The following is an 18456-nucleotide window of genomic DNA, read 5'->3' on the forward strand; positions in this document are numbered from 1 at the left end:
ACTCCGTTCGATCGGAACAAAGTCATCACGGCCGCTTGCCGTCCGCGCCGAGGCTACTACTGTGGAACCGGAGTTCGCCATCCGTTAGTTGACGCGTCGGCAGACTTGTTTCCAATCCGAGTCGAAGCGAGCCGTCGCCCGAACCGTGAGGTGACCATGACGCAGGGTTGGCCCAGTTCGATGGGTTCCTTCGACTCCTTCGACGACATCTTCAGCCGTTTCTTCGGATCCGGAATGTCCCGCCAACCCCCGGTGCAACGCATCGACCTGAGTCGTTTGCTGAGCGAGAGCGCCAAACAGGTGGTCGCCGACGCCCGCCGGGCCGCGCACGACTGGGGCAGCACGGAGATCACCCCCGAACACCTGCTCTGGGCGGCCGCCGCCATCGAACCCGCGCGGAGCATCATCGCCGAAATTGGCCGTGACCCTGAGCAACTGCGCAAGCAGATGCAGGCGGCTACCGGCAGCGGCGTCGGCGCGCACGGCGGTGACCACGCCCTGGCCCTGAGTCCGGCCGCCAAGCTGGCCCTGCGCAACGCGCAGCGCAGTGCCGCCGAGGCGGGCAGCAGCTACATCGGCCCGGAACACCTGCTGCTCGGTATCGCGAGCCTGCCGGACAGTCCGGCCGCCCAGGCACTGTCCGGTGCGAAGATGCCCGCCGCCACCACGGCCAAGGAGCCCTCGGACACCCCGACCCTCGACGAATACGGCCGCGACCTCACCGCCGAAGCCCGTGCGGGCAAGGTGGATCCGGTGGTCGGGCGGGCCGAGGAGATCGAGCAGACCGTCGAGATCCTCTCCCGCCGCCGCAAGAACAATCCCGTCCTCATCGGCGACCCGGGCGTGGGCAAGACCGCCATCGTGGAGGGCTTGGCCCAGCGCATCGTCAATGGCGATGTCCCCGAGACGCTGGCCGACCGCCGCGTCATCGCCCTGGACGTGAGTTCCATGGTCGCGGGCAGCAAGTACCGCGGCGAATTCGAGGAGCGGCTCACCAAGGTGCTCGACGAAGTCCGCGCGCACTCCGACGAATTGGTGATCTTCATCGACGAACTGCACACCATCGTGGGCGCGGGCGGCGGTGGCGAGGGCTCCATGGACGCGGGCAATATGCTCAAGCCCGCCCTGGCCCGCGGTGAGCTGCACGCCATCGGCGCGACCACCATCGACGAGTACCGCAAGTACATCGAGAAGGACGCGGCGCTCGAGCGGCGCTTCCAACCGGTCATGGTGTCCGAGCCGTCGGTGGCCGACACCATCGAGATCCTGCGCGGACTCTCGGACGTCTACGAGGAACACCATCAGGTGCGCTATCTGGACGAGGCCCTGATCGCCGCGGCGGAGTTGTCCGACCGCTACATCACCGACCGCTTCATGCCGGACAAGGCCATCGATCTGGTCGACCAGGCCGGTGCGCGCGTGCGGCTGCGCGAACGCACCCCCGACCCCAAGGTCCGCGAGCTGGAAGACAAGCTCGCGCACCTGAATCGGGAGAAGGACGCCGCGGTCGCCGCCGAGGATTACGAGAAGGCGAACAAGATCAAGGCCGAGATCGCCAAGACCGAGAAGAAGACCGCCGACGAGGTGGACCGCACCTCGATTCCGACGGTCGAGATCACCGATATCGCCGAGGTGATCTCGCGCCAGACCGGCATTCCGGTCGCCGACCTCACCACCGAGGAACGCGCGAAACTGCTGAAGCTGGAACAGGATCTGCATCGGCGCGTGGTCGGCCAGGAGGAGGCCATTGTCGCGGTGGCCGAGGCGGTGCGCCGGGCCCGCGCGGGGCTCAAGGATCCGAATCGGCCCGTCGGGTCGTTCCTGTTCCTCGGCCCGACCGGGGTCGGTAAGACCGAGCTCGCGAAGGCGTTGGCGCAGACCGTCTTCGGTGACGAGGACCGGCTCATTCGCTTCGATATGAGCGAGTTCCAGGAGAAGCACACGGTGTCGCGGCTGGTCGGCGCGCCGCCCGGATACGTCGGCTACGACGATGCCGCCCAGCTCACCGACAAGGTGCGCCGCCAACCGTATTCGGTGATCCTGTTCGACGAGGTCGAGAAGGCGCACCCGGATGTGTTCAATGTGCTGTTGCAACTGCTCGACGACGGCCGCGTCACCGACTCCAAGGGCCGCACGGTCGATTTCAAGAACACCATCGTGATCCTCACCAGCAATATCGGTTCCGATCTCATCCTGTCCGCGAAGGACGGCGACCTGGCTTCGATCGAGCCGCAACTGGAGGAGCGGCTGCGCAAGCAATTCCGCCCCGAGTTCCTCAACCGCCTCGACGAGCAGATCATCTTCCACCGCCTCGACAAGTCGCAGCTGCGGAACATCGTCGACCTGGTGCTCGACGGCACGCGCCGCCGCCTGCACGCCCAGGACATCGGGCTGGACGTGTCGGACAAGGCCATGGATTGGTTGGCGGACAACGGATATCAGCCCGAGTTCGGCGCCCGTCCGCTGCGCCGCACGGTGCAGAAGCAGTTGGACAACGCGCTGTCGAAGAAACTCCTGGAGGGCGCGCTGGCACCCGGCGACACGGTCCGCATCGACGCCGACGACAACGGACTGACGATCGAGGCGGTCCATCACACCGGCGGGAAGAAGACCGACGCCAAGCTCACCGAGGAGTCGATCGCGACCGTCGGCAAGGGCGGAAAACCGAAGTCCGCCAATGGTAGTGGCCGCAAGAATGACAGCGCCAAGACCGGGAGTGGAAAGGCTTCCCCGGGGAAGGGCTGAGGGTGCCTTACTGCTGCGCCGTCACCGTCATGCGGGCGAAGCCGATGGTGCGGCGATTGAGCGCGAACGCGGCGAGCGCCGGTGGAGTATTGGCCGGAAGGCCCAGGGCGGGAGTGTCCAAGGCCAGCACCGTGATCCAGTAGTGGTGCAACCCGTCACCGGTCGGCGGACACGGCCCCAGGTAACCGGACATCCCGAGGTCGTTCGTCCCGGCGACGGCGTTCGCGGCGGCGGTCAGATCGGTGGCCGTCGCCGGTATGTCCCAGGTCAGCCAGTGCCACAGACCGCTGCCGGTGGGCGCGTCCACGTCGAACATGGTGACCGCGAAGCTCTTCGCGTCGGCCGGAGCGCCGGACCACCGCACTCTCGGGGCTTGATTGCCGCCGGTGCAGCCGTTCGAATTCGCCCACTGGGCCTGGGACATGGCCTGCCCGTCGGTGAGATCCGGGCTGGTGATGTCGAACTTCTTGGCAGAATCCGGAATGCCGGATCGAACCGTGCGGGCGGCCGGTGACGTGGTGGGGGTGGAATGATCGTTGCTCGATCCACAGGCCGTGGTCCCGGCGGCAATGGCCGCCAGGACGCCGGAGACGACGGCCACGGAGCGTGCGATGCGGTTCATGACTTCCTCGGGAAAGCGTCGCGATCTGACCGGGGAATTCTCTCACCATGCCCATGAGTTGGAATTCGCTTCCCAATATTTGGTACATACTTCGCACTTTTTTGAATCTGTATTAATTTTTACCCATGGATCATGATCGCGACGCCGCGCCGCTGCCGCTGGGCGACCTCGTCGCCGACGGGCCGTTCCCGCCGCATCATCCCGGGTGCTTCGGTTGCGGGCCCGCGAATCCGGCCTCGCCGTGCATCGCCTTCGAACGTCGCGGGGACATCGTGCGCGGCACGTTCACCCTCGACGAGCGGCATCAGGGCGCGCCCGGCGTGGCGCACGGCGGCATTGTGGCCGCGGCGCTGGACGACGCCTGCGGTGCGATCCTGGTCCCCCTGCGCCAGCCCGCCGTCACGGTCAAGCTCGACGTCACCTTCCGCGCCCCCGCCCGCCTGCATCGCGACTACGTGGTGACCGCGATGCTCGCCGCCCGCGAGGGTCGAAAGCTCTTCATAGACACCACGTTGACCGATGGCGATACCGTGATCGCCACCGGCCGAGCGATTTTCGTCGAGGTCGCGCCGGAACACTTCTTCAGTCTCGGCGCGGCCCCCGGCGATCTGAACAGCCTCGGAGTCTGAGCTCCGCTACCTGTACCGCTACATGTACCACTGGGCGACGAGGCCCGCGAGCGCGCCGCCGACGAGGGGACCCAGGACCGGGACCCAGGCGTAGGACCAGTCGGCGTTCTTCTCGGTGGAGGAGACCGGGTCGCCCGGATTCTCCTCGATCACGCGCTGGGCCGCGCCGCCCGCGGTCACGTCGGCCGGAATGCGTTCGGGTAGAACGCCTGCCGCGCGGCGGGTGGGAAGCAGGGCGTAGGCGATGCGGGGCCCGAGATCGCGGGCCGGGTTGATGGCGTAGCCGGTCGGGCCGCCCAGGGACGCGCCGATGCCGACCACCAGCAGGGCCGCGGCCAGCGGGCCCAGGCCGCTGGGGGTCTTGCCGAAGGCGAGGATCACGAAGACCAGCACGAAGGTGGCGATGACCTCGGTGAGGAAGTTCCAGGTGTAGGAGCGGATGGCCGGGCCGGTGGAGAACACGCCCAGCTTCTTGCCCTCGTCGGGCTCCTCGTCGAAGTGCTTCTTGTAGACCACGTAGGCGGCGCACGCGCCGAGGAACGCGCCGACCAGCTGACCCGACAGGTAGGCAACGGTATTGGTGAAATTCACCTCGATACCGGGCGCGTATTCCTTCGCGCCGGAAAACAGATTGCCGATGGTGACCGCGGGATTCAGATGGCCGCCGGTCTTGTAGGCGACATACACGCCGCCGAAAACACCGAGACCCCAACCGAAGGTAATGAGAAGCCAGCCGCCGTCGAAGCCTTTCGACTTGGCCAGCACCACATTGGCAACTACACCGGCACCCAGGAGTATCAGTACTCCGGTGCCTAGCGCCTCACTGACAAAAATAGAGCTGAAGCCCATTGATCCGCCTTCCGTTCGGCGTCCGATGCCACTCTGAACCAGACTCTACGGTCTTTCGCTCAGCAAACCTTTAGAAACACGCTAGAGGTAAAAGCACGACGAACACAAGTCCGGAAATAATTCCGGCGCAGCGGAATTCAGCGCTCGAGATACGGCTGTAGCGCCGTACGAAATGCCTCGTACGGCGCTACAGCGTGTTATCGAAATATCAGGCGGTGGCGACCAGGCGCGCCGCATTGGCCGCCTCGTCGTCCTTCTCCTCGTTCGCGGCCAGCTCGGCGTGCACGCGGTCGAAGTAGCGGTTGATCTCCTCGTTGGTGCGCTCATCGGTCCAGCCCAGGTGCGGGGCGATGAGACGGGCGATCTCCGGGGCCGCCTTCAGGCCGCGGTCGGCGACCTCGATGGAGATGCGGGTGCGGCGGGTCAGCAGGTCGTCCAGGTGCAGCGCGCCCTCGTGGGTGGCGGCGTAGACGGCCTCGGCGGCCAGGTAGTCCTCCGCGCCCGAGATCGGCTCGCGCAGTTCGGGAACCGCGGCGATGAGGGCGAAGATGTCCTCGGCCAGCGAGCCGTAGCGGCCCAGCAGGTGTTCCACGGTCTCGACCGGCAGTTCGGCCCGCGCGGCCACATCGGCGATCGAGTCCAGCATGTCCTGGTAGCCGACCGCGCCCAGGATGGGCAGGTTGGCGGTCACCGACGGCGCGACATCGCTGCCCAGGCGCTCGGCGGCGGCGTCGACCACATCGGCGGCCATCACGCGGTAGGTGGTGTACTTGCCGCCCGCGATGACGAACAGGCCCGGGGCGGGCTCGGCCACCGCGTGCTCGCGCGACAGCTTCGAGGTCTCCTTGGACGCGCCGGTCATGAGCGGCCGCAGGCCCGCGTAGGTGCCGACGATGTCGGCGCGGGTGAGCGGTTCGCGCAGCAGCGAATTGACGTGGTCGAGGATGTACTGCACATCCCCGGCGGTGGCGGTCGGGTGGTTCTTGTCCAGCGACCAGTCGGTGTCGGTGGTGCCGATGATCCAGTGCTCGGCCCACGGGATCACGAACAGCACGGACTTCTCGGTCTTCATGGCGATGCCGGTGCCCATGTCCAGCTTCTCGCGCGGCACCATGATGTGCACGCCCTTGGACATGCGCACGTGGAACGGGAAGTCCACGCCGGTCATCTTGATCATGTCGTCGGTCCACACGCCGGTCGCCGAGATCACGGTCTTGGCCCGGATGCTGTGCTCCAGACCGGTTTCCAGATCCACGACCTTCGCGCCCACGACCTTCTCGCCGTCGCGCAGCAGGCCGGTGACCTTGGTGCGGGTCAGCACGGTCGCGCCGTGCTGGGCGGCGGTGCGGGCGATCATCATGGTGTGGCGGGCGTCGTCGACCTGCGCGTCGTAGTAGCGGATCGCGCCGGTCATGGAGTCCTCGGCCAACGCCGGGGCCAATTCCAGTGCCTTGGAACGGCTCAGGTGCCGGTGCATGGGGACCGAGCGCGCGCCGCCCATGGTGTCGTAGAGGGCGATGCCCGCGCCGATGTAGAAGCGCTCGTAGTGCTTCTGCAGCGGGAACAGGAACGAGACCGGGTGCACCAGGTGCGGGGCCAGCTTGTTCAGCAGCAGCCCGCGCTCCTTCAAAGCCTCACGGACCAGGGCGAAGTCGTACTGCTCGAGGTAGCGCAGGCCACCGTGGATGAGCTTGGAGGAGCGGCTCGAGGTACCGGCCGCGAAGTCGCGCGCCTCGACCAGGGTGACGGACAGGCCGCGCGAGGCGGCGTCCAGGGCGGCACCCGCTCCGGTCACTCCACCACCGATCACGAGCACATCGATTTCGGTGTCGCCGAGCGAATCAATCGCCCGGGCGCGGTAGGCGGGATCCAGTTGTGCGGACACGAGACAACTCCTTGTTATCGGTGATGTGAAGTCTGGTGGGGCTCAGCGCTTCTGGTCGTCGTCATCGTCGAGATCGACCCAGTCGAGCGTGCGCGAGACGGCCTTGAGCCAACGCGCGTAACCCTTTTGGCGCGCCTGCTCGCTCATGGTCGGCTGCCAGTTCTTGTCCTCGTGCCAGTTGGCGACGAGTTCGTCGGTGCTGGACCAGAATCCGACCGCCAGACCGGCGGCGTAGGCCGCGCCGAGCGCGGTGGTCTCCGCGACCACCGGGCGCGAGACCGGGACGCCGAGGAAGTCGGCCTGGATCTGCATGGCCAGTTCATTGGCGGTGACACCGCCGTCCACGCGCAGGGTGTCGAGCTTGACGCCGGAGTCCTGCTGCATGGCCTCGACCACGTCGCGGGTCTGGTAGCAGATGGATTCCAGTGTGGCCCGGGCGATGTGGGCATTGTTGCTGTAGCGGGACAGGCCGACGATCACGCCGCGGGCGTCGGCGCGCCAGTACGGGGCGAACAGGCCGGAGAAGGCGGGCACGAAGTAGACCCCGCCATTGTCGTCGACCTGACGGGCCAGGGCCTCGACCCGCTCCGCGCCGGAGATGATGCCGAGCTGATCGCGCAGCCACTGCACGGCCGAGCCGGTGACCGCGATCGAGCCCTCGAGCGCGTACACCGGCTTGTCGTCGCCGAACTGGTAGGCGACCGTGGTCAGCAGGCCGTGCTTGGAGTGCACGATCTCCGGACCGGTGTTGAGCATCAGGAAGTTGCCGGTGCCGTAGGTGTTCTTGGCCTCGCCGGGCTGGAAGCAGACCTGGCCGACCGTGGCGGCCTGCTGGTCGCCGAGCACACCCGCGACCTTGACCGCGCCGCGGAAGGGACCGTCCGGATTGGTGGTGCCGAAGCCCTCGGGATTCGAGGACGGCGCGATGCGCGGCAGCATGGCCCGCGGCACCCCGAACAGGGCGAGCAATTCGTCGTCCCAGTCCAGGGTTTCGAGATCCATGAGCATGGTGCGCGAGGCATTGGTCGGATCGGTGATGTGCACGCCGCCGTGGACGCCGCCGGTGAGATTCCAGATCAGCCAGGTGTCGGGGGTGCCGAAGAGCGCGTGGCCGTTCTCGGCGTCTTCCCGGACGCCGGGGACATTGTCGAGGATCCACTTGAGCTTGCCGCCGGAGAAGTACGGCGCGGGCGGCAGACCGGCCCGCTGGCGAATGAGATCGCCCTTGCCCGCCTTCTCGATCTCGGCGACGATGCGGTCGGTGCGGGTGTCCTGCCAGACGATGGCGTTGTAGTACGGGACGCCGGTGCGGCGGTCCCACACGATGGTGGTCTCACGCTGATTGGTGACGCCGACCGCGGCCAGATCGGCGGCGGTGAGGCGGGCGCCCGCCAGGGCGCTCTTGATGACGGTGCGGGTGCGTTCCCAGATCTCCGCCGGGTTGTGCTCGACCCACCCTGCCTGGGGAAGAATCTGCTCGTGCTCGAGTTGATGGCGGGCAACCACATTGCCGCCATGGTCGAACACCATGAATCGCGTGGAGGTCGTGCCTTGATCGATGGCTCCGACGTACTGCGTCATCGCGGTCCCTTCCGAAAACTCGTCGTTGAGTTCGTTTTCCCAGGTGGGCGCGGGTTCGGCCGGGCCCGACGTCCACGCTACGAAGTGGAACGTCAATGGGACAGGCGACGCGTTCGACAATGCCGAACGGTTTGCTGATAGGTTACGAGCATGCCGGGTCCGATTCAGTCGATCGAGCGCGCCGCGGCCATCCTGCGGCTGCTCGCGCGCGGATCCGGGCGCATGGGGGTGGGGGAGATCGCCGCGGCGCTGGGGCTGGCCAAGCCGACCGCACACGGCATCCTGCGGACGCTGCAGGGCGTGGGGTTCGTGGATCAGGACGTGGTGAGCGGCAAGTACCAGTTGAGTCCGGCGCTGCAGGATCTCGGGGCCGGACACCTGGACGCCAACGAGTTGCGGTCGCGGGCCATCAATCGGGCCGACGCGCTGGCCGCGCGCAGCGGGGAGTCGGTGCGGATCGCCGCGCCCGTGGACGGGGGAGTGGTGGTGATCCATCACGTCTTCCGACCCGACAACACCGAACAGGAACTCGCCGTGGGCGAGGAATTGCCGCCGCACGCAACGGCACTGGGCAAGGTGCTGCTGGCCTACGACGGTGAGCTGGCCGACAGCGTGCGCGACGGCGGGCTGCCCGCGCTCACCCATCGCACCATCACCGATCCGATCGCGTTGCGGCGGGCCGTTTCCGAGGTGCGGCGCACCGGCTGGGCCGGGGATATCGGTGAATACCGTTCCGGCGAGGCGAGTGTCGCCGCGCCGATTCGCTCGCGCGGTGGTTTGGTGGTGGGTGCCATCGGCATCACCGGGCCGGTCGACCGGCTCTGCGACGGGCAGTTGCGTTTCCGGCCCGCGCCGATCGCCCAAGTGCGCGACGCGGCGGCCGCGGTATCGCGGGATCTCGGAGGTTCACAGTGACGCAGAAGTTCGTGCTCGCCATCGATCAGGGCACCACCTCGACCCGGGCCATCCTCTTCGATCAGCGGGCCCGGCTGACCGGGGTGGCGCAGCGCGAGCACAAGCAGCACTACCCGCGCCCGGGGTGGATGGAGCAGGACGCGCTCGAGATCTGGCGCAATGTCGAGCGCATCGTGCCTGCGGCACTGCGGGATTCGGGGATCACGCTCGAACAGGTCGCGGCGGTGGGCATCGCCAATCAGCGCGAGACCACGGTGGTGTGGGACGCGAGCACCGGGACGCCGATCGGCCGGGCCATCGTCTGGCAGGACGTGCGCACCGAGGAACTCGTCGAGCAGATGCGCGAATCCGATGGGGCGGAACGGATTCGGGAGCTGTGCGGGCTGCCGCTGGCCACCTACTTCGCCGCGCCGCGGCTGCGCTGGCTGCTGGATCGCACGCCGGGGCTGCGGGAGCGGGCCGAACGCGGCGAGGTGCTGTTCGGGACCATGGAGACCTGGCTGATCTGGAATCTCACCGGGGGCGCGGATCACGGGGTGCACGTCACCGATGTGACCAACGCGGGACGCACGCTGCTGATGAATCTGTCCACGCTCGAGTGGGACGACGAACTGTTGCGGTTCTTCGGGATTCCCAAGGCGATGCTGCCGCGGATCCAGCCGTCGACCGGTGAGTTCGGGGTCGCGCGGCGGGTGCTGCGGGGGGTGCGCATCGCGGCGGCGCTGGGCGACCAGCACGCCGCCCTGTTCGGGCAGACGTGTTTCGCGCCCGGCGAGATCGAATGCACCTACGGCACCGGCGGATTCCTGCTCATGAACACCGGGCGCGAGCTGGTGCGGTCCAAGCACGGGCTGCTGACCACCATCGGCTATCAGATCGGGCCGGAGCCGGTGTACGCGCTGGAGGGGCCGATCGCGGTGACGGGCTCGCTGGTGCAGTGGCTGCGGGACAACATCGGGCTGATCGCGAGCGCGCCGGAGATCGAAACCCTCGCGGGCACAGTGGAAGACAATGGCGGCTGCTATCTGGTGCCCGCCTTCTCGGGGCTGTACGCGCCGCACTGGCGCAGTGACGCGCGCGGGCTGCTGATCGGGCTCACCTCGTATATCACCAAGGGGCACATCGCCCGCGCGGTGCTCGAGGCGACCGCGTGGCAGACCCGCGACGTGGTCGAGGCCATGAACGCCGACTCCGGACTGCGGGCCGGGGCGCTGCGGGTGGCGGGCGGCATGACCTCGGACAACCTGCTCATGCAGAGCATCGCCGATGTGCTCGACATCCCGGTCATGCGGCCGATCGTGGCCGAGACGGTGTCGCTGGGCGCGGCGTACGCGGCGGGGCTGGCGGTCGGGTATTGGCCCGATCTCGAAGGCCTGCGCCACAATTGGCGCGTCGCGGCGCAGTGGCTGCCGCGCATGGATCCGGCGCTGCGGGCCGCCGAGTACGACAACTGGACCAGGGCGGTCGAGCTCACCTTCGGTTGGCTGCGGCCCAAGAAGTCCTTGACCTAACGTGGCAGGTATGCGGCTCTACGTCGGTTGCGCTATGTGGACACACCCGGACTGGCAGGATCGGCCGCTACCCCCGGCCGAACGCCTGCGCACCTATTCGTCCTGGTGCAATGCGGTGGAGGGCAACACCACCTTCTACGCGACCCCGCAGCGGCGCACCGTCGAATCCTGGGCCCGCCAAACCGATCCCGACTTCCGCTTCGTGATCAAACTGCCCCGCACCATCACCCACGACCGCCGCCTGACCGGCGTCGACGACGAGATGACCGCCTTCCTCGACGCCATCGAACCGCTCGGTCGCCGCCTGCACTCGCTGTGGGTGCAACTCCCGGCCTCGTTCACCAACCTGCCCGCCCTCGCCGACCTCCTCGACGGACTGCCGACCCACTACCGCTGCGGCGTCGAGGTCCGCCACCCGGTGTTCTTCGAGAACCCCCGCGCCACCGCGCAACTCGAATCCGTGCTGGAAGCCGCCGGCGCGGAATGGATTCCGTTCGACACCACGGTGCTGTTCGCGAAACCGGCCGCGAGTCCGGCCGAGTTCGAGGCGCGTTCCAAGAAGCCCAACAACCCCCGCCGCACCCGCGCGCTCACCCGGTACCCCATCGTCCGCTACCACGGCCGCGACGATCAGGCCGCCACCGTGGCCGGGTGGCAGCCCTGGATCGACACCACCGTCCGCTGGCTGCGCGAGGGCCGCTCGCCGACGGTGTTCATCCACACACCCGACAACGCGGCCTCGCGCGCCCTGGCCCGCCGCTTCCACGCCGAGGTTCGCACCCACCTCCCCGACCTCGAGCCCCTGCCCGACCCCATCCCCACCGACCCCATGACCCTGTTCTGACCGACCCGGTTCTGGCCGCGGCCCGAAAGGTTCGGCCGGGGCCGAAGTGTGGCGGCGGGAGACTGGAGACATGGAACCGATCAGAGACGGCGATGTGGACATCTCCGGGGCCGCGCGGCTGCTGGCGGATCCGGCCCGGGCGCGCATGCTGACCGTGCTGGCCGACGGACGCGCCCAGCCCGCGGGGGAGCTGGCGCGGGCCGCGGGGGTGACCGCGGCGACCGCCAGCGAGCATCTGGGGAAGATGGTCGAGCAGGGGTGGTTGGCGGTGGAACGGGTGGGCAGGCACCGCTACTACCGCATCGACCTGCCGGAGGTGGTCCAGGCGATCGAGGCGATGGCGTTGATCTCGCCCGTGCGGCCGGTGAAATCACTGCGCGGGGCGCGAGCCAACCGGGACTTGAAGATCGCCCGATCCTGTTATGACCACCTGGCGGGGGCCGTCGGCGTGGCGGTGTTCGACGCCCTGTGCGACGCGGCGATGCTGAACATCATCGACGGCCAATGGTCGGCCGCGGACCGCTCCCACCCGCTGCTCGACGAATTGGACATCGTCGCCTCGGATCTGCGGCAGTTCGGACGCCGACCGCCGGTCCGCGTCTGCCTGGACTGGTCGGAGCGCCGCTACCACCTCGCCGGTGGCCTGGGTGCGCTGCTGCTCCGGCGGATGCGCGAAAAACGCTGGTGCGCACCCGGAAACACGCCGCGCGCGCTGACATTCACCCCCGCCGGTCGAGAGTCGCTGCACCGAACGATCGGCCTCGACACGGCCGCGCTGCGGGTCGCCTGACCGACGCGCGGGCGGCATGGTTCGGTTCGGACCGAAGTGATTTCGATGCAGGGTGGGGTTATGACCCGAACATTGGAATCGGCTCGGACACAGAACGGAAGGCTGGCGCTGGTCGCGATCTCCGCGGGGTTCGCGCTGGTCATTTTGGATACGACCATTGTCGCGGTCGCCTTGGACCGAATGGCGGTGGGTTTGCACACCACCGTCACGGGGCTGGAGTGGGTGGTGGACGGGTACACCGTCACCGTCGCGGCGCTGCTCATGCTGGGTGGCGGGCTGGCCGACCGGTTCGGGGCGCGGCGGTCGTTCCAGGTGGGGCTGGCGTTCTTCGGATTGGCCTCGGTGGCGTGCGCGGCCGCCCCCGACGTGGGGGTACTGGTGGCGGCGCGGATCGCACAGGGAATCGGTGCGGCGCTGTTGATTCCGGCCTCGCTGGCCTTGATTCGGTACACGTATCCGGACGAGGCGGATCGAGCGCGTGCCACCGGGGTGTGGGGCGCCATCGGATCGACCGCCGCCAGTTGCGGTCCGGTGCTCGGCGGTGTGCTGTCCGAAAACTTCGGTTGGCCCGCCATTTTCGCCATCAATGCGCCCATCTGCGCGGTCACCGCGGTGGTGCTGCATCGGACCGCACCGTCGGCACCCGGTGTGGCGCAGCCGATTCCGCTGCTCGGCCACTTGTCGGCGGTCATCGCCATGGCCGGAGTCACGGCGGCCGCGATTCTCGCGGGTGCCAAGCCCGTGCGCGCGGGTGTGCTCGCCGTCGCCGTCGTGGCCGCGATCGCGGGTGTGCTGCTGGGTTCCTACGCGGCGCGGACCGGAAAGGGGTTGCTGCCCAGCGGACTCCGGCGCTCCCGCACCTTCACCACCGGCACGCTCATCGGCCTGGCACAGAACTTCGGCTTCTACGGGCAGCTCTTCGTGATCAGCCTGTTCCTCCAGCGGAATCTCCACTATTCGCCCACCGCCACCGGTTTCGCGCTACTGCCCGAGGCGGCGATCGGCATCGTGGCCTCCGCCCTGGGCGGCCGTCACGCCGCCCGGTACGGCTCGCGCCGGGTCATCGTGACGGGACTGTCGGTGGGTGCGGCGGGCCTGCTCGGCCTGGCCTGCGTCGGTCCCCACACCCCCTTCGCCGTGCTGGCGATCCCATTGCTGCTCACCGGTTTCGGCATGGCCTACACCATGCCCGCCGCCACCCACGCCACCGTCTCGGCGGCCGGTCCGGAGAACGGCGGACTGGCCGGCGCCGCCTTCAATGCCGCCCGCCAACTGGGCTCGGCCCTGGGCGTGGCCGTCGTGGGCTCGCTGATGATCCTCACCCCCGGCGCGATCGCCCTGCCGCTGAGCGTCTCCGCCCTGGTCTTCGTGGCCGCCGCGCTGCTCGCCCGCCGGGCCCTGGAACGCTGAGTGGCGCAGGGGGAGGGGCATTGTCGACCCCACCGCCCTGCGCCACCGGGGCATTCACCCGATCAGGACGGAATCCCGTTCGGCCCGTGCGGCTTCGCGCGCCAGCGACCGGTCGCGCTGCTCCTCGAAGCGGACCACGTCCTTGCGGAGCTTGTCGAGGAACTCGCCCAGCTCATTGCGGCGGCGGTCGCCCTCGGGTCCGAAGTCGGTGCGCTCGAAGATGTTCCACTTCTTGAGGTTGGGCAGCAGCACCTCCTCCAGATGCTGGCGGAGGTCGTAGACGCCGTGCTTGGCCATGAGCACGCCATTGCGGCGGAAGTTGGGCATTCCCATGCCGGGCATCTGGAAATTCTTGACGATATTGGTGATGGCGTCGATGGTCTGATCGGGTGCGAGATCCAGAGCCGCGCCGCACATATTCCGATAGAAGATCATGTGCAGGTTCTCGTCCGCGGCGATGCGCTGCAACATACGGTCCGCTATGGCGTCATTGCACACTTTGCCGGTATTGCGATGTGAAACGCGAGTCGCCAATTCCTGGAAAGTCACATAAGCCACAGAATGCAGAAATCCGGCATCGGCGCGAATGTATGTGCCCTCGCCGTGCTTGCGGATCAGGTTCGCGGGGCTGTACCCGTTGGTCATGTGCACCATCCGGGCCTGCTCCAGGGCCACCGGATCGACGCCGCGGGTCACCACCAGATAGTCGCGAATCACGATGCCGTGGCGGTTCTCCTCGGCCGTCCAGCGGCCCACCCAGGTGCCCCAGGCGCCGTCCTGAGAGAAGTTCTCGGCGATTTCCCGGTGATAGCTGGGCAGATTGTCCTCGGTCAGCAGATTGGTGATCATGGCCGCCTTGGCGACCTCGCTGAGCTGGGACTGTTCCGGCTCCCAATCCACGCCATCCATAGCTGCGAAGTTGCGACCGAGATCCCACGGCACGTAGTCGTGCGGGTTCCAGTCCTTGGCCATCGATAGATGGCGATTCACATTCTGCTCGGCAATCGGTTCCAGCTCCATGAGCAGCTCCAACTGCGTGAGACTCCTGGCCACGATCGTGTGCCCTCCCTCGAAATGGCTCAGCGCTGCGAGAATGATGGTGGAGAACAGAATGTTGAAGATCGGCGGGCCCAGTCGCGGCGAGGGGCTCCCGGGGATTGAAAAGGGACGCCCGCGTGTCGCTTAATGAGACTGGTCGGCTCCGCCTCGGATAATCTAGCCCAGTTCGCCGATGATTGGCTTCATACCCCGCCGATGCGTTCCTGGCCGGGCCCGCTCGCTAGTTGCACACCAGTCCTTGACAGCCCACGCGGATCGAATCCTGGTTCGCCGAAGCATTGCTACGGAGAGTGAACATGCAGACGCCCAACCGCCGGAAGTTCCCCAGTGTCGTTGTCACCTCGCTCGCGGCGACCACCTCGATCGCGGGAGACGTCGACTCGACGTGGAAGGGACTACTCAACGGGGAGAGCGGAATCGACGTCCTCGAGGACAGTTTCCTCGACGATTTCGGCCTCCCGGTACGCATCGGCGGCCACCTCAAGGTGTGCCCCACCGACCTGCTCACCCGGGCCGAGGCCCGCCGCTGGTCCTATGTCGAGCAGATGGCCGTGGTGCTCGGTCGCGAAGTGTGGGCCAATGCCGGAAATCCGGAGGTGGACAAGGATCGCCTCGGCGTCTCCATCGGCACCGGCCTGGGTGGCGCGGAAGTTCTGATGTCCGCGCGCGACAAGCTGGTCAACGGCGGCTATCGCAAGGTGCCGCCAATGGCCGTGCAGGCCATCATGCCCAATGGCGCGGCGGCCTGCGTGAGTGTCGAGTTGGGCGCGAGGGCCGGTGTGTCGACGCCTGTTTCGGCCTGTTCGTCCGGTGCGGAGGCCATTGCCAATGCCTGGCGCATGGTCGTCATGGGCGATGCGGACATGGTGGTCACCGGTGGCGTCGAGGGTTCCATCCAGGCGCTGCCGATCGCGGGCTTCTCCATGATGCGCGCCATGAGCACCCGCAACGACGACCCCAAGGGCGCGTCACGCCCCTTCGACATGGACCGCGACGGTTTCGTGTTCGGCGAGGCCGGGGCGCTCATGACCATCGAGACCGAGGAGCACGCCAAGGCCCGCGGCGCGACCATCCACGCGCGCATCATGGGCGCGGGCATCACCTCCGACGGCTTCCACCTGGTGGCCCCCGATCCCGAGGGCACCGGCGCGGCCCGGGCCATGACCCGCGCCATGGAGTACGCCGGTCTGTCGAAATCCGATGTCACGCATATCAATGCGCACGCCACCGCTACGCCGATCGGCGACACGGCGGAGGCGAACGCCATCAAGCAAGCCGTCGGCAACCATGCCGCGGTGTACGCGCCGAAGTCCGCACTCGGACACTCCATCGGCGCGGTCGGTGCGCTGGAGTCGGTCCTGACCGTGCTCAGCGTGCGGGACGGAATCATCCCGCCCACACTGAATTTGGAGAATCAGGACCCGGAGATCGACCTGGATGTGGTCAAGGGCCAAGCACGAACCGGTCAGTACGACTACGCCCTGAACGACTCCTTCGGCTTCGGCGGGCACAACGTGGCCATTGCTTTTGGCCGCTACTGACAACCGCTTCGGCGCCCGTAACGAGTGACGCGGGATTCCGGCACCTGCTAGAGTTCCCCAGCCCCCAGCTACATTCGGGCTTTCGGTGTCGATCTTTGTTCGGTGTCACTGCACAGTCTCTCGGACTGTGAGTTGAAGAAGGATAGGGAATGATCGGCGGAACCTTCGAAGACGTTCTGGACGAGCACGGAAACATCAGGATCCCGGACAACCAGACCATGGTCGACCTGGTCGACAGGCACGCGGCGGTCAACGGGGACGAGCTCGCCTATCGCTATATCGACTATTCGCGCGAACGCGACGGCGAGTACCACGACATCTCGTGGAACCGCTTCGGTGTCCGGCTGCGCGCCGTGGCCGCCCGGCTGCAGCAGGTGACGCAGCCGGGCGATCGGGTGGCAATCCTGGCGCCGCAGGGGCTCGACTACATCGTGGCCATGTACGCCGCGGTGTACGCGGGCAATATCGCCGTGCCGCTGTTCGATCCGGACGAGCAGGGCCACACCGACCGGCTGCACGCCGTGCTGGACGACTGCAAACCCTCCGCGATCCTGACCGTCGGTTCGGCCGCGGCCGGGGTGCGCGAGCTGTTCAAACACCTGCCCGCGCCGCAGCGTCCGCGCATCATCGCGGTCGAGGCGATTCCGGACGGCGTGGGCGAGAGTTGGGTTCGGCCGGTGCTCCAGATGGACGATGTGGCCTACCTGCAGTACACCTCCGGATCGACCAGGACCCCGGCGGGCGTGGAGATTACGCACCGAGCGGTCGCTACCAACCTGCTGCAGATGATCGACGCCATCGGCATCACCGAGAAGGCCCGCGGCGTCACCTGGCTGCCGCTGTTCCACGACATGGGCCTGCTCACGGTCATCCTGCCGACCATCGGCGGCAAGTACATCACCATCATGAGCCCCAGCGCCTTCGTGCGGCGGCCCAGCCGCTGGATCAAGGAGTTGGCGGCCCAGGAGGACGGCGCCGAGATCTTCGCCGCCGCACCGAATTTCGCCTACGAGCACGCGGCCGCGCGCGGATTGCCCAAGCCCGGTGAGGAATTGGACCTGTCCAATGTCATCGGTCTGATCAATGGCAGCGAGCCGGTGTCGGTGACCTCGATGCGAAAGTTCAACGAGGCCTTCGCCCCCTACGGTCTGCCCAAGACCGCCATCAAGCCCTGCTACGGCATGGCCGAGGCGACGCTGTTCGTCTCCGCCACCAAGCGCGAGGACGAGGCCCGCACCGTTTGGGTGGACCGCGATCGCCTCAATGCCGGGAGCATGGTCCCGGTCGACGAGCACGCGGACAACGCGGTGGCCCAGGTGTCCTGCGGCTATGTGGCGTTGTCGCAGTGGGCGGTGATCGTGGATCCGGAGACCGGCGCGGAGAAGCCGGAGGGCGAGGTCGGCGAGATCTGGCTGCACGGGGCGAATATCGGCCGCGGATACTGGGGCCGTCCGGAGGAGACCGAGGCGACCTTCCACGCCAAGCTCACCTCCCGGCAGCCCGAGAGCCGTGCGGAAGGTACCGAGCCGGACGCGAATTGGATGCGCACCGGTGATTTCGGCGCGTACTACGACGGCGAGCTGTTCATCACCGGCCGCGTCAAGGATCTGGTGATCGTGGACGGCCGCAATCACTATCCGCAGGATCTCGAGTACTCCGCCCAGGAGTCCTCGACCGCCCTGCGCCCGGGATTCGTCGCGGCGTTCTCGGTCTCGGGCGATCAGCTCCCGACCGATATCGTCGCCGCCACTGGCGCCGATTCGGCCGATGCCGCCGAGCAGTTGGTCATCGTGGCCGAACGCGGTACGGGCGCGGCCAAACTCGATCCGGAGCCGATCACCGAGACCGTGCGCGCGGCCATCGCCAAGCGCCACGGGGTGACGGTGCGGGATCTGCTGCTGGTTCCGGCCGGTTCGATTCCGCGCACCTCCAGCGGCAAGATCGCGCGCCGGGCCTGCAAGGCGGCCTACCTGTCGGGCACCCTGCGCGGCGGCCACCGCCAGCAGGCGTTCCCGGACGAGGTGGAGTAGGCGCTCACGCCATGACGACGAACGGGCCGGTCACTACGACCGGCC

Annotated in this window: 14 protein-coding genes; 9 read left to right on the forward strand and 5 right to left on the reverse strand. The window is 67.6% G+C overall.

All coding sequences use genetic code 11. From position 1 onward, the window contains the following. Positions 1 to 156: 156 nt before the first annotated feature. Entirely contained in the window at positions 157 to 2745 is a 2589-nt protein-coding gene (locus tag VMT65_RS27150) for an ATP-dependent Clp protease ATP-binding subunit (protein WP_326311266.1), read from the forward strand. Positions 2746 to 2752: 7 nt separating this feature from the next. Here VMT65_RS27150 and VMT65_RS27155 read toward each other — a convergent pair whose 3' ends face one another. Then, a complete protein-coding gene (locus VMT65_RS27155; RefSeq protein ID WP_326311267.1) occupies positions 2753 to 3367 on the reverse strand; it encodes a YbhB/YbcL family Raf kinase inhibitor-like protein in 615 nt (204 codons plus the stop codon). A 125-nt stretch (positions 3368 to 3492) separates the two neighbouring features. Here VMT65_RS27155 and VMT65_RS27160 point away from each other — a divergent pair, with 125 nt between their 5' ends. Continuing rightward, positions 3493 to 3996 (forward strand): PaaI family thioesterase, encoded by a 504-nt coding sequence (locus VMT65_RS27160; protein WP_326311268.1) that lies wholly within the window; start codon positions 3493 to 3495, stop codon positions 3994 to 3996. Positions 3997 to 4014: 18 nt separating this feature from the next. Here the strand turns inward: VMT65_RS27160 and VMT65_RS27165 are convergent, their stop codons facing one another. From VMT65_RS27165 to glpK (VMT65_RS27175), 3 genes are all read right to left on the reverse strand, one after another. Beyond that, a complete protein-coding gene (locus VMT65_RS27165; RefSeq protein ID WP_326311269.1) occupies positions 4015 to 4845 on the reverse strand; it encodes an MIP/aquaporin family protein in 831 nt (276 codons plus the stop codon). Positions 4846 to 5053: 208 nt separating this feature from the next. Then, entirely contained in the window at positions 5054 to 6730 is a 1677-nt protein-coding gene (gene glpD, locus VMT65_RS27170) for a glycerol-3-phosphate dehydrogenase (protein WP_326311270.1), read from the reverse strand. 42 nt (positions 6731 to 6772) lie between these two features. Continuing rightward, positions 6773 to 8311, reverse strand: a complete 1539-nt coding sequence (gene glpK / locus VMT65_RS27175; protein ID WP_326311271.1) for a glycerol kinase GlpK — start codon at positions 8309 to 8311, stop codon at positions 6773 to 6775. Between the two features lie 150 nt (positions 8312 to 8461). On the opposite strand from glpK (VMT65_RS27175), the gene VMT65_RS27180 reads away from it, so the two are divergent. The 5 genes from VMT65_RS27180 (at position 8462) to VMT65_RS27200 (ending at position 13781) form a co-directional block, all read left to right on the forward strand. Further along, a complete protein-coding gene (locus VMT65_RS27180) occupies positions 8462 to 9226 on the forward strand; it encodes an IclR family transcriptional regulator (protein ID WP_326311272.1) in 765 nt (254 codons plus the stop codon). Next, positions 9223 to 10737: a glycerol kinase GlpK gene (gene glpK, locus VMT65_RS27185; RefSeq protein WP_326311273.1), complete on the forward strand. Its 1515-nt coding sequence runs from the start codon at positions 9223 to 9225 to the stop codon at positions 10735 to 10737. The genes VMT65_RS27180 and glpK (VMT65_RS27185) overlap by 4 nt, the downstream gene beginning before the upstream one ends. Before the next feature lie 10 nt (positions 10738 to 10747). After that, positions 10748 to 11581 carry a DUF72 domain-containing protein gene (locus tag VMT65_RS27190; protein ID WP_326311274.1) on the forward strand — a complete coding sequence of 278 codons (834 nt, stop codon included), beginning with the start codon at positions 10748 to 10750 and terminating at the stop codon, positions 11579 to 11581. 70 nt (positions 11582 to 11651) lie between these two features. Then, on the forward strand, positions 11652 to 12371 hold the full coding sequence (locus tag VMT65_RS27195; RefSeq protein ID WP_326311275.1) for an ArsR/SmtB family transcription factor: 720 nt from the start codon (positions 11652 to 11654) through the stop codon (positions 12369 to 12371). A gap of 60 nt (positions 12372 to 12431) precedes the next feature. Then, positions 12432 to 13781 carry an MFS transporter gene (locus VMT65_RS27200; RefSeq protein ID WP_326311276.1) on the forward strand — a complete coding sequence of 450 codons (1350 nt, stop codon included), beginning with the start codon at positions 12432 to 12434 and terminating at the stop codon, positions 13779 to 13781. Between the two features lie 54 nt (positions 13782 to 13835). On the opposite strand, the gene VMT65_RS27205 is transcribed toward VMT65_RS27200, so the two are convergent. Next, on the reverse strand, positions 13836 to 14834 hold the full coding sequence (locus VMT65_RS27205) for an acyl-ACP desaturase (protein ID WP_326311277.1): 999 nt from the start codon (positions 14832 to 14834) through the stop codon (positions 13836 to 13838). Positions 14835 to 15136: 302 nt separating this feature from the next. Here VMT65_RS27205 and VMT65_RS27210 point away from each other — a divergent pair, with 302 nt between their 5' ends. Next, complete coding sequence (locus VMT65_RS27210) at positions 15137 to 16381, forward strand: KasA/KasB family beta-ketoacyl-ACP synthase (protein WP_326311278.1); 1245 nt, start codon at positions 15137 to 15139, stop codon at positions 16379 to 16381. 149 nt (positions 16382 to 16530) lie between these two features. Next, positions 16531 to 18411, forward strand: a complete 1881-nt coding sequence (gene fadD32, locus VMT65_RS27215; protein WP_442790314.1) for a long-chain-fatty-acid--AMP ligase FadD32 — start codon at positions 16531 to 16533, stop codon at positions 18409 to 18411. The last annotated feature ends 45 nt before the right edge of the window (positions 18412 to 18456 follow it).

This window comes from Nocardia sp. CDC153 (assembly GCF_035818515.1).
Classification (GTDB): Bacteria; Actinomycetota; Actinomycetes; order Mycobacteriales; family Mycobacteriaceae; genus Nocardia.

Excerpts from the sequence above, each read along its gene's own strand:
- fadD32 (WP_442790314.1), top strand. The coding sequence starts at position 16,531 with ATGATCGGCGGAACCTTCGAAGACGTTCTGGACGAGCACGGAAACATC.
- glpK (WP_326311271.1), bottom strand. The coding sequence starts at position 8,311 with ATGACGCAGTACGTCGGAGCCATCGATCAAGGCACGACCTCCACGCGA.
- VMT65_RS27180 (WP_326311272.1), top strand. The coding sequence starts at position 8,462 with ATGCCGGGTCCGATTCAGTCGATCGAGCGCGCCGCGGCCATCCTGCGG.
- VMT65_RS27200 (WP_326311276.1), top strand. The coding sequence starts at position 12,432 with ATGACCCGAACATTGGAATCGGCTCGGACACAGAACGGAAGGCTGGCG.
- VMT65_RS27165 (WP_326311269.1), bottom strand. The coding sequence starts at position 4,845 with ATGGGCTTCAGCTCTATTTTTGTCAGTGAGGCGCTAGGCACCGGAGTA.
- VMT65_RS27210 (WP_326311278.1), top strand. The coding sequence starts at position 15,137 with ATGCAGACGCCCAACCGCCGGAAGTTCCCCAGTGTCGTTGTCACCTCG.
- VMT65_RS27155 (WP_326311267.1), bottom strand. The coding sequence starts at position 3,367 with ATGAACCGCATCGCACGCTCCGTGGCCGTCGTCTCCGGCGTCCTGGCG.
- VMT65_RS27160 (WP_326311268.1), top strand. The coding sequence starts at position 3,493 with ATGGATCATGATCGCGACGCCGCGCCGCTGCCGCTGGGCGACCTCGTC.
- VMT65_RS27195 (WP_326311275.1), top strand. The coding sequence starts at position 11,652 with ATGGAACCGATCAGAGACGGCGATGTGGACATCTCCGGGGCCGCGCGG.
- VMT65_RS27150 (WP_326311266.1), top strand. The coding sequence starts at position 157 with ATGACGCAGGGTTGGCCCAGTTCGATGGGTTCCTTCGACTCCTTCGAC.
- VMT65_RS27190 (WP_326311274.1), top strand. The coding sequence starts at position 10,748 with ATGCGGCTCTACGTCGGTTGCGCTATGTGGACACACCCGGACTGGCAG.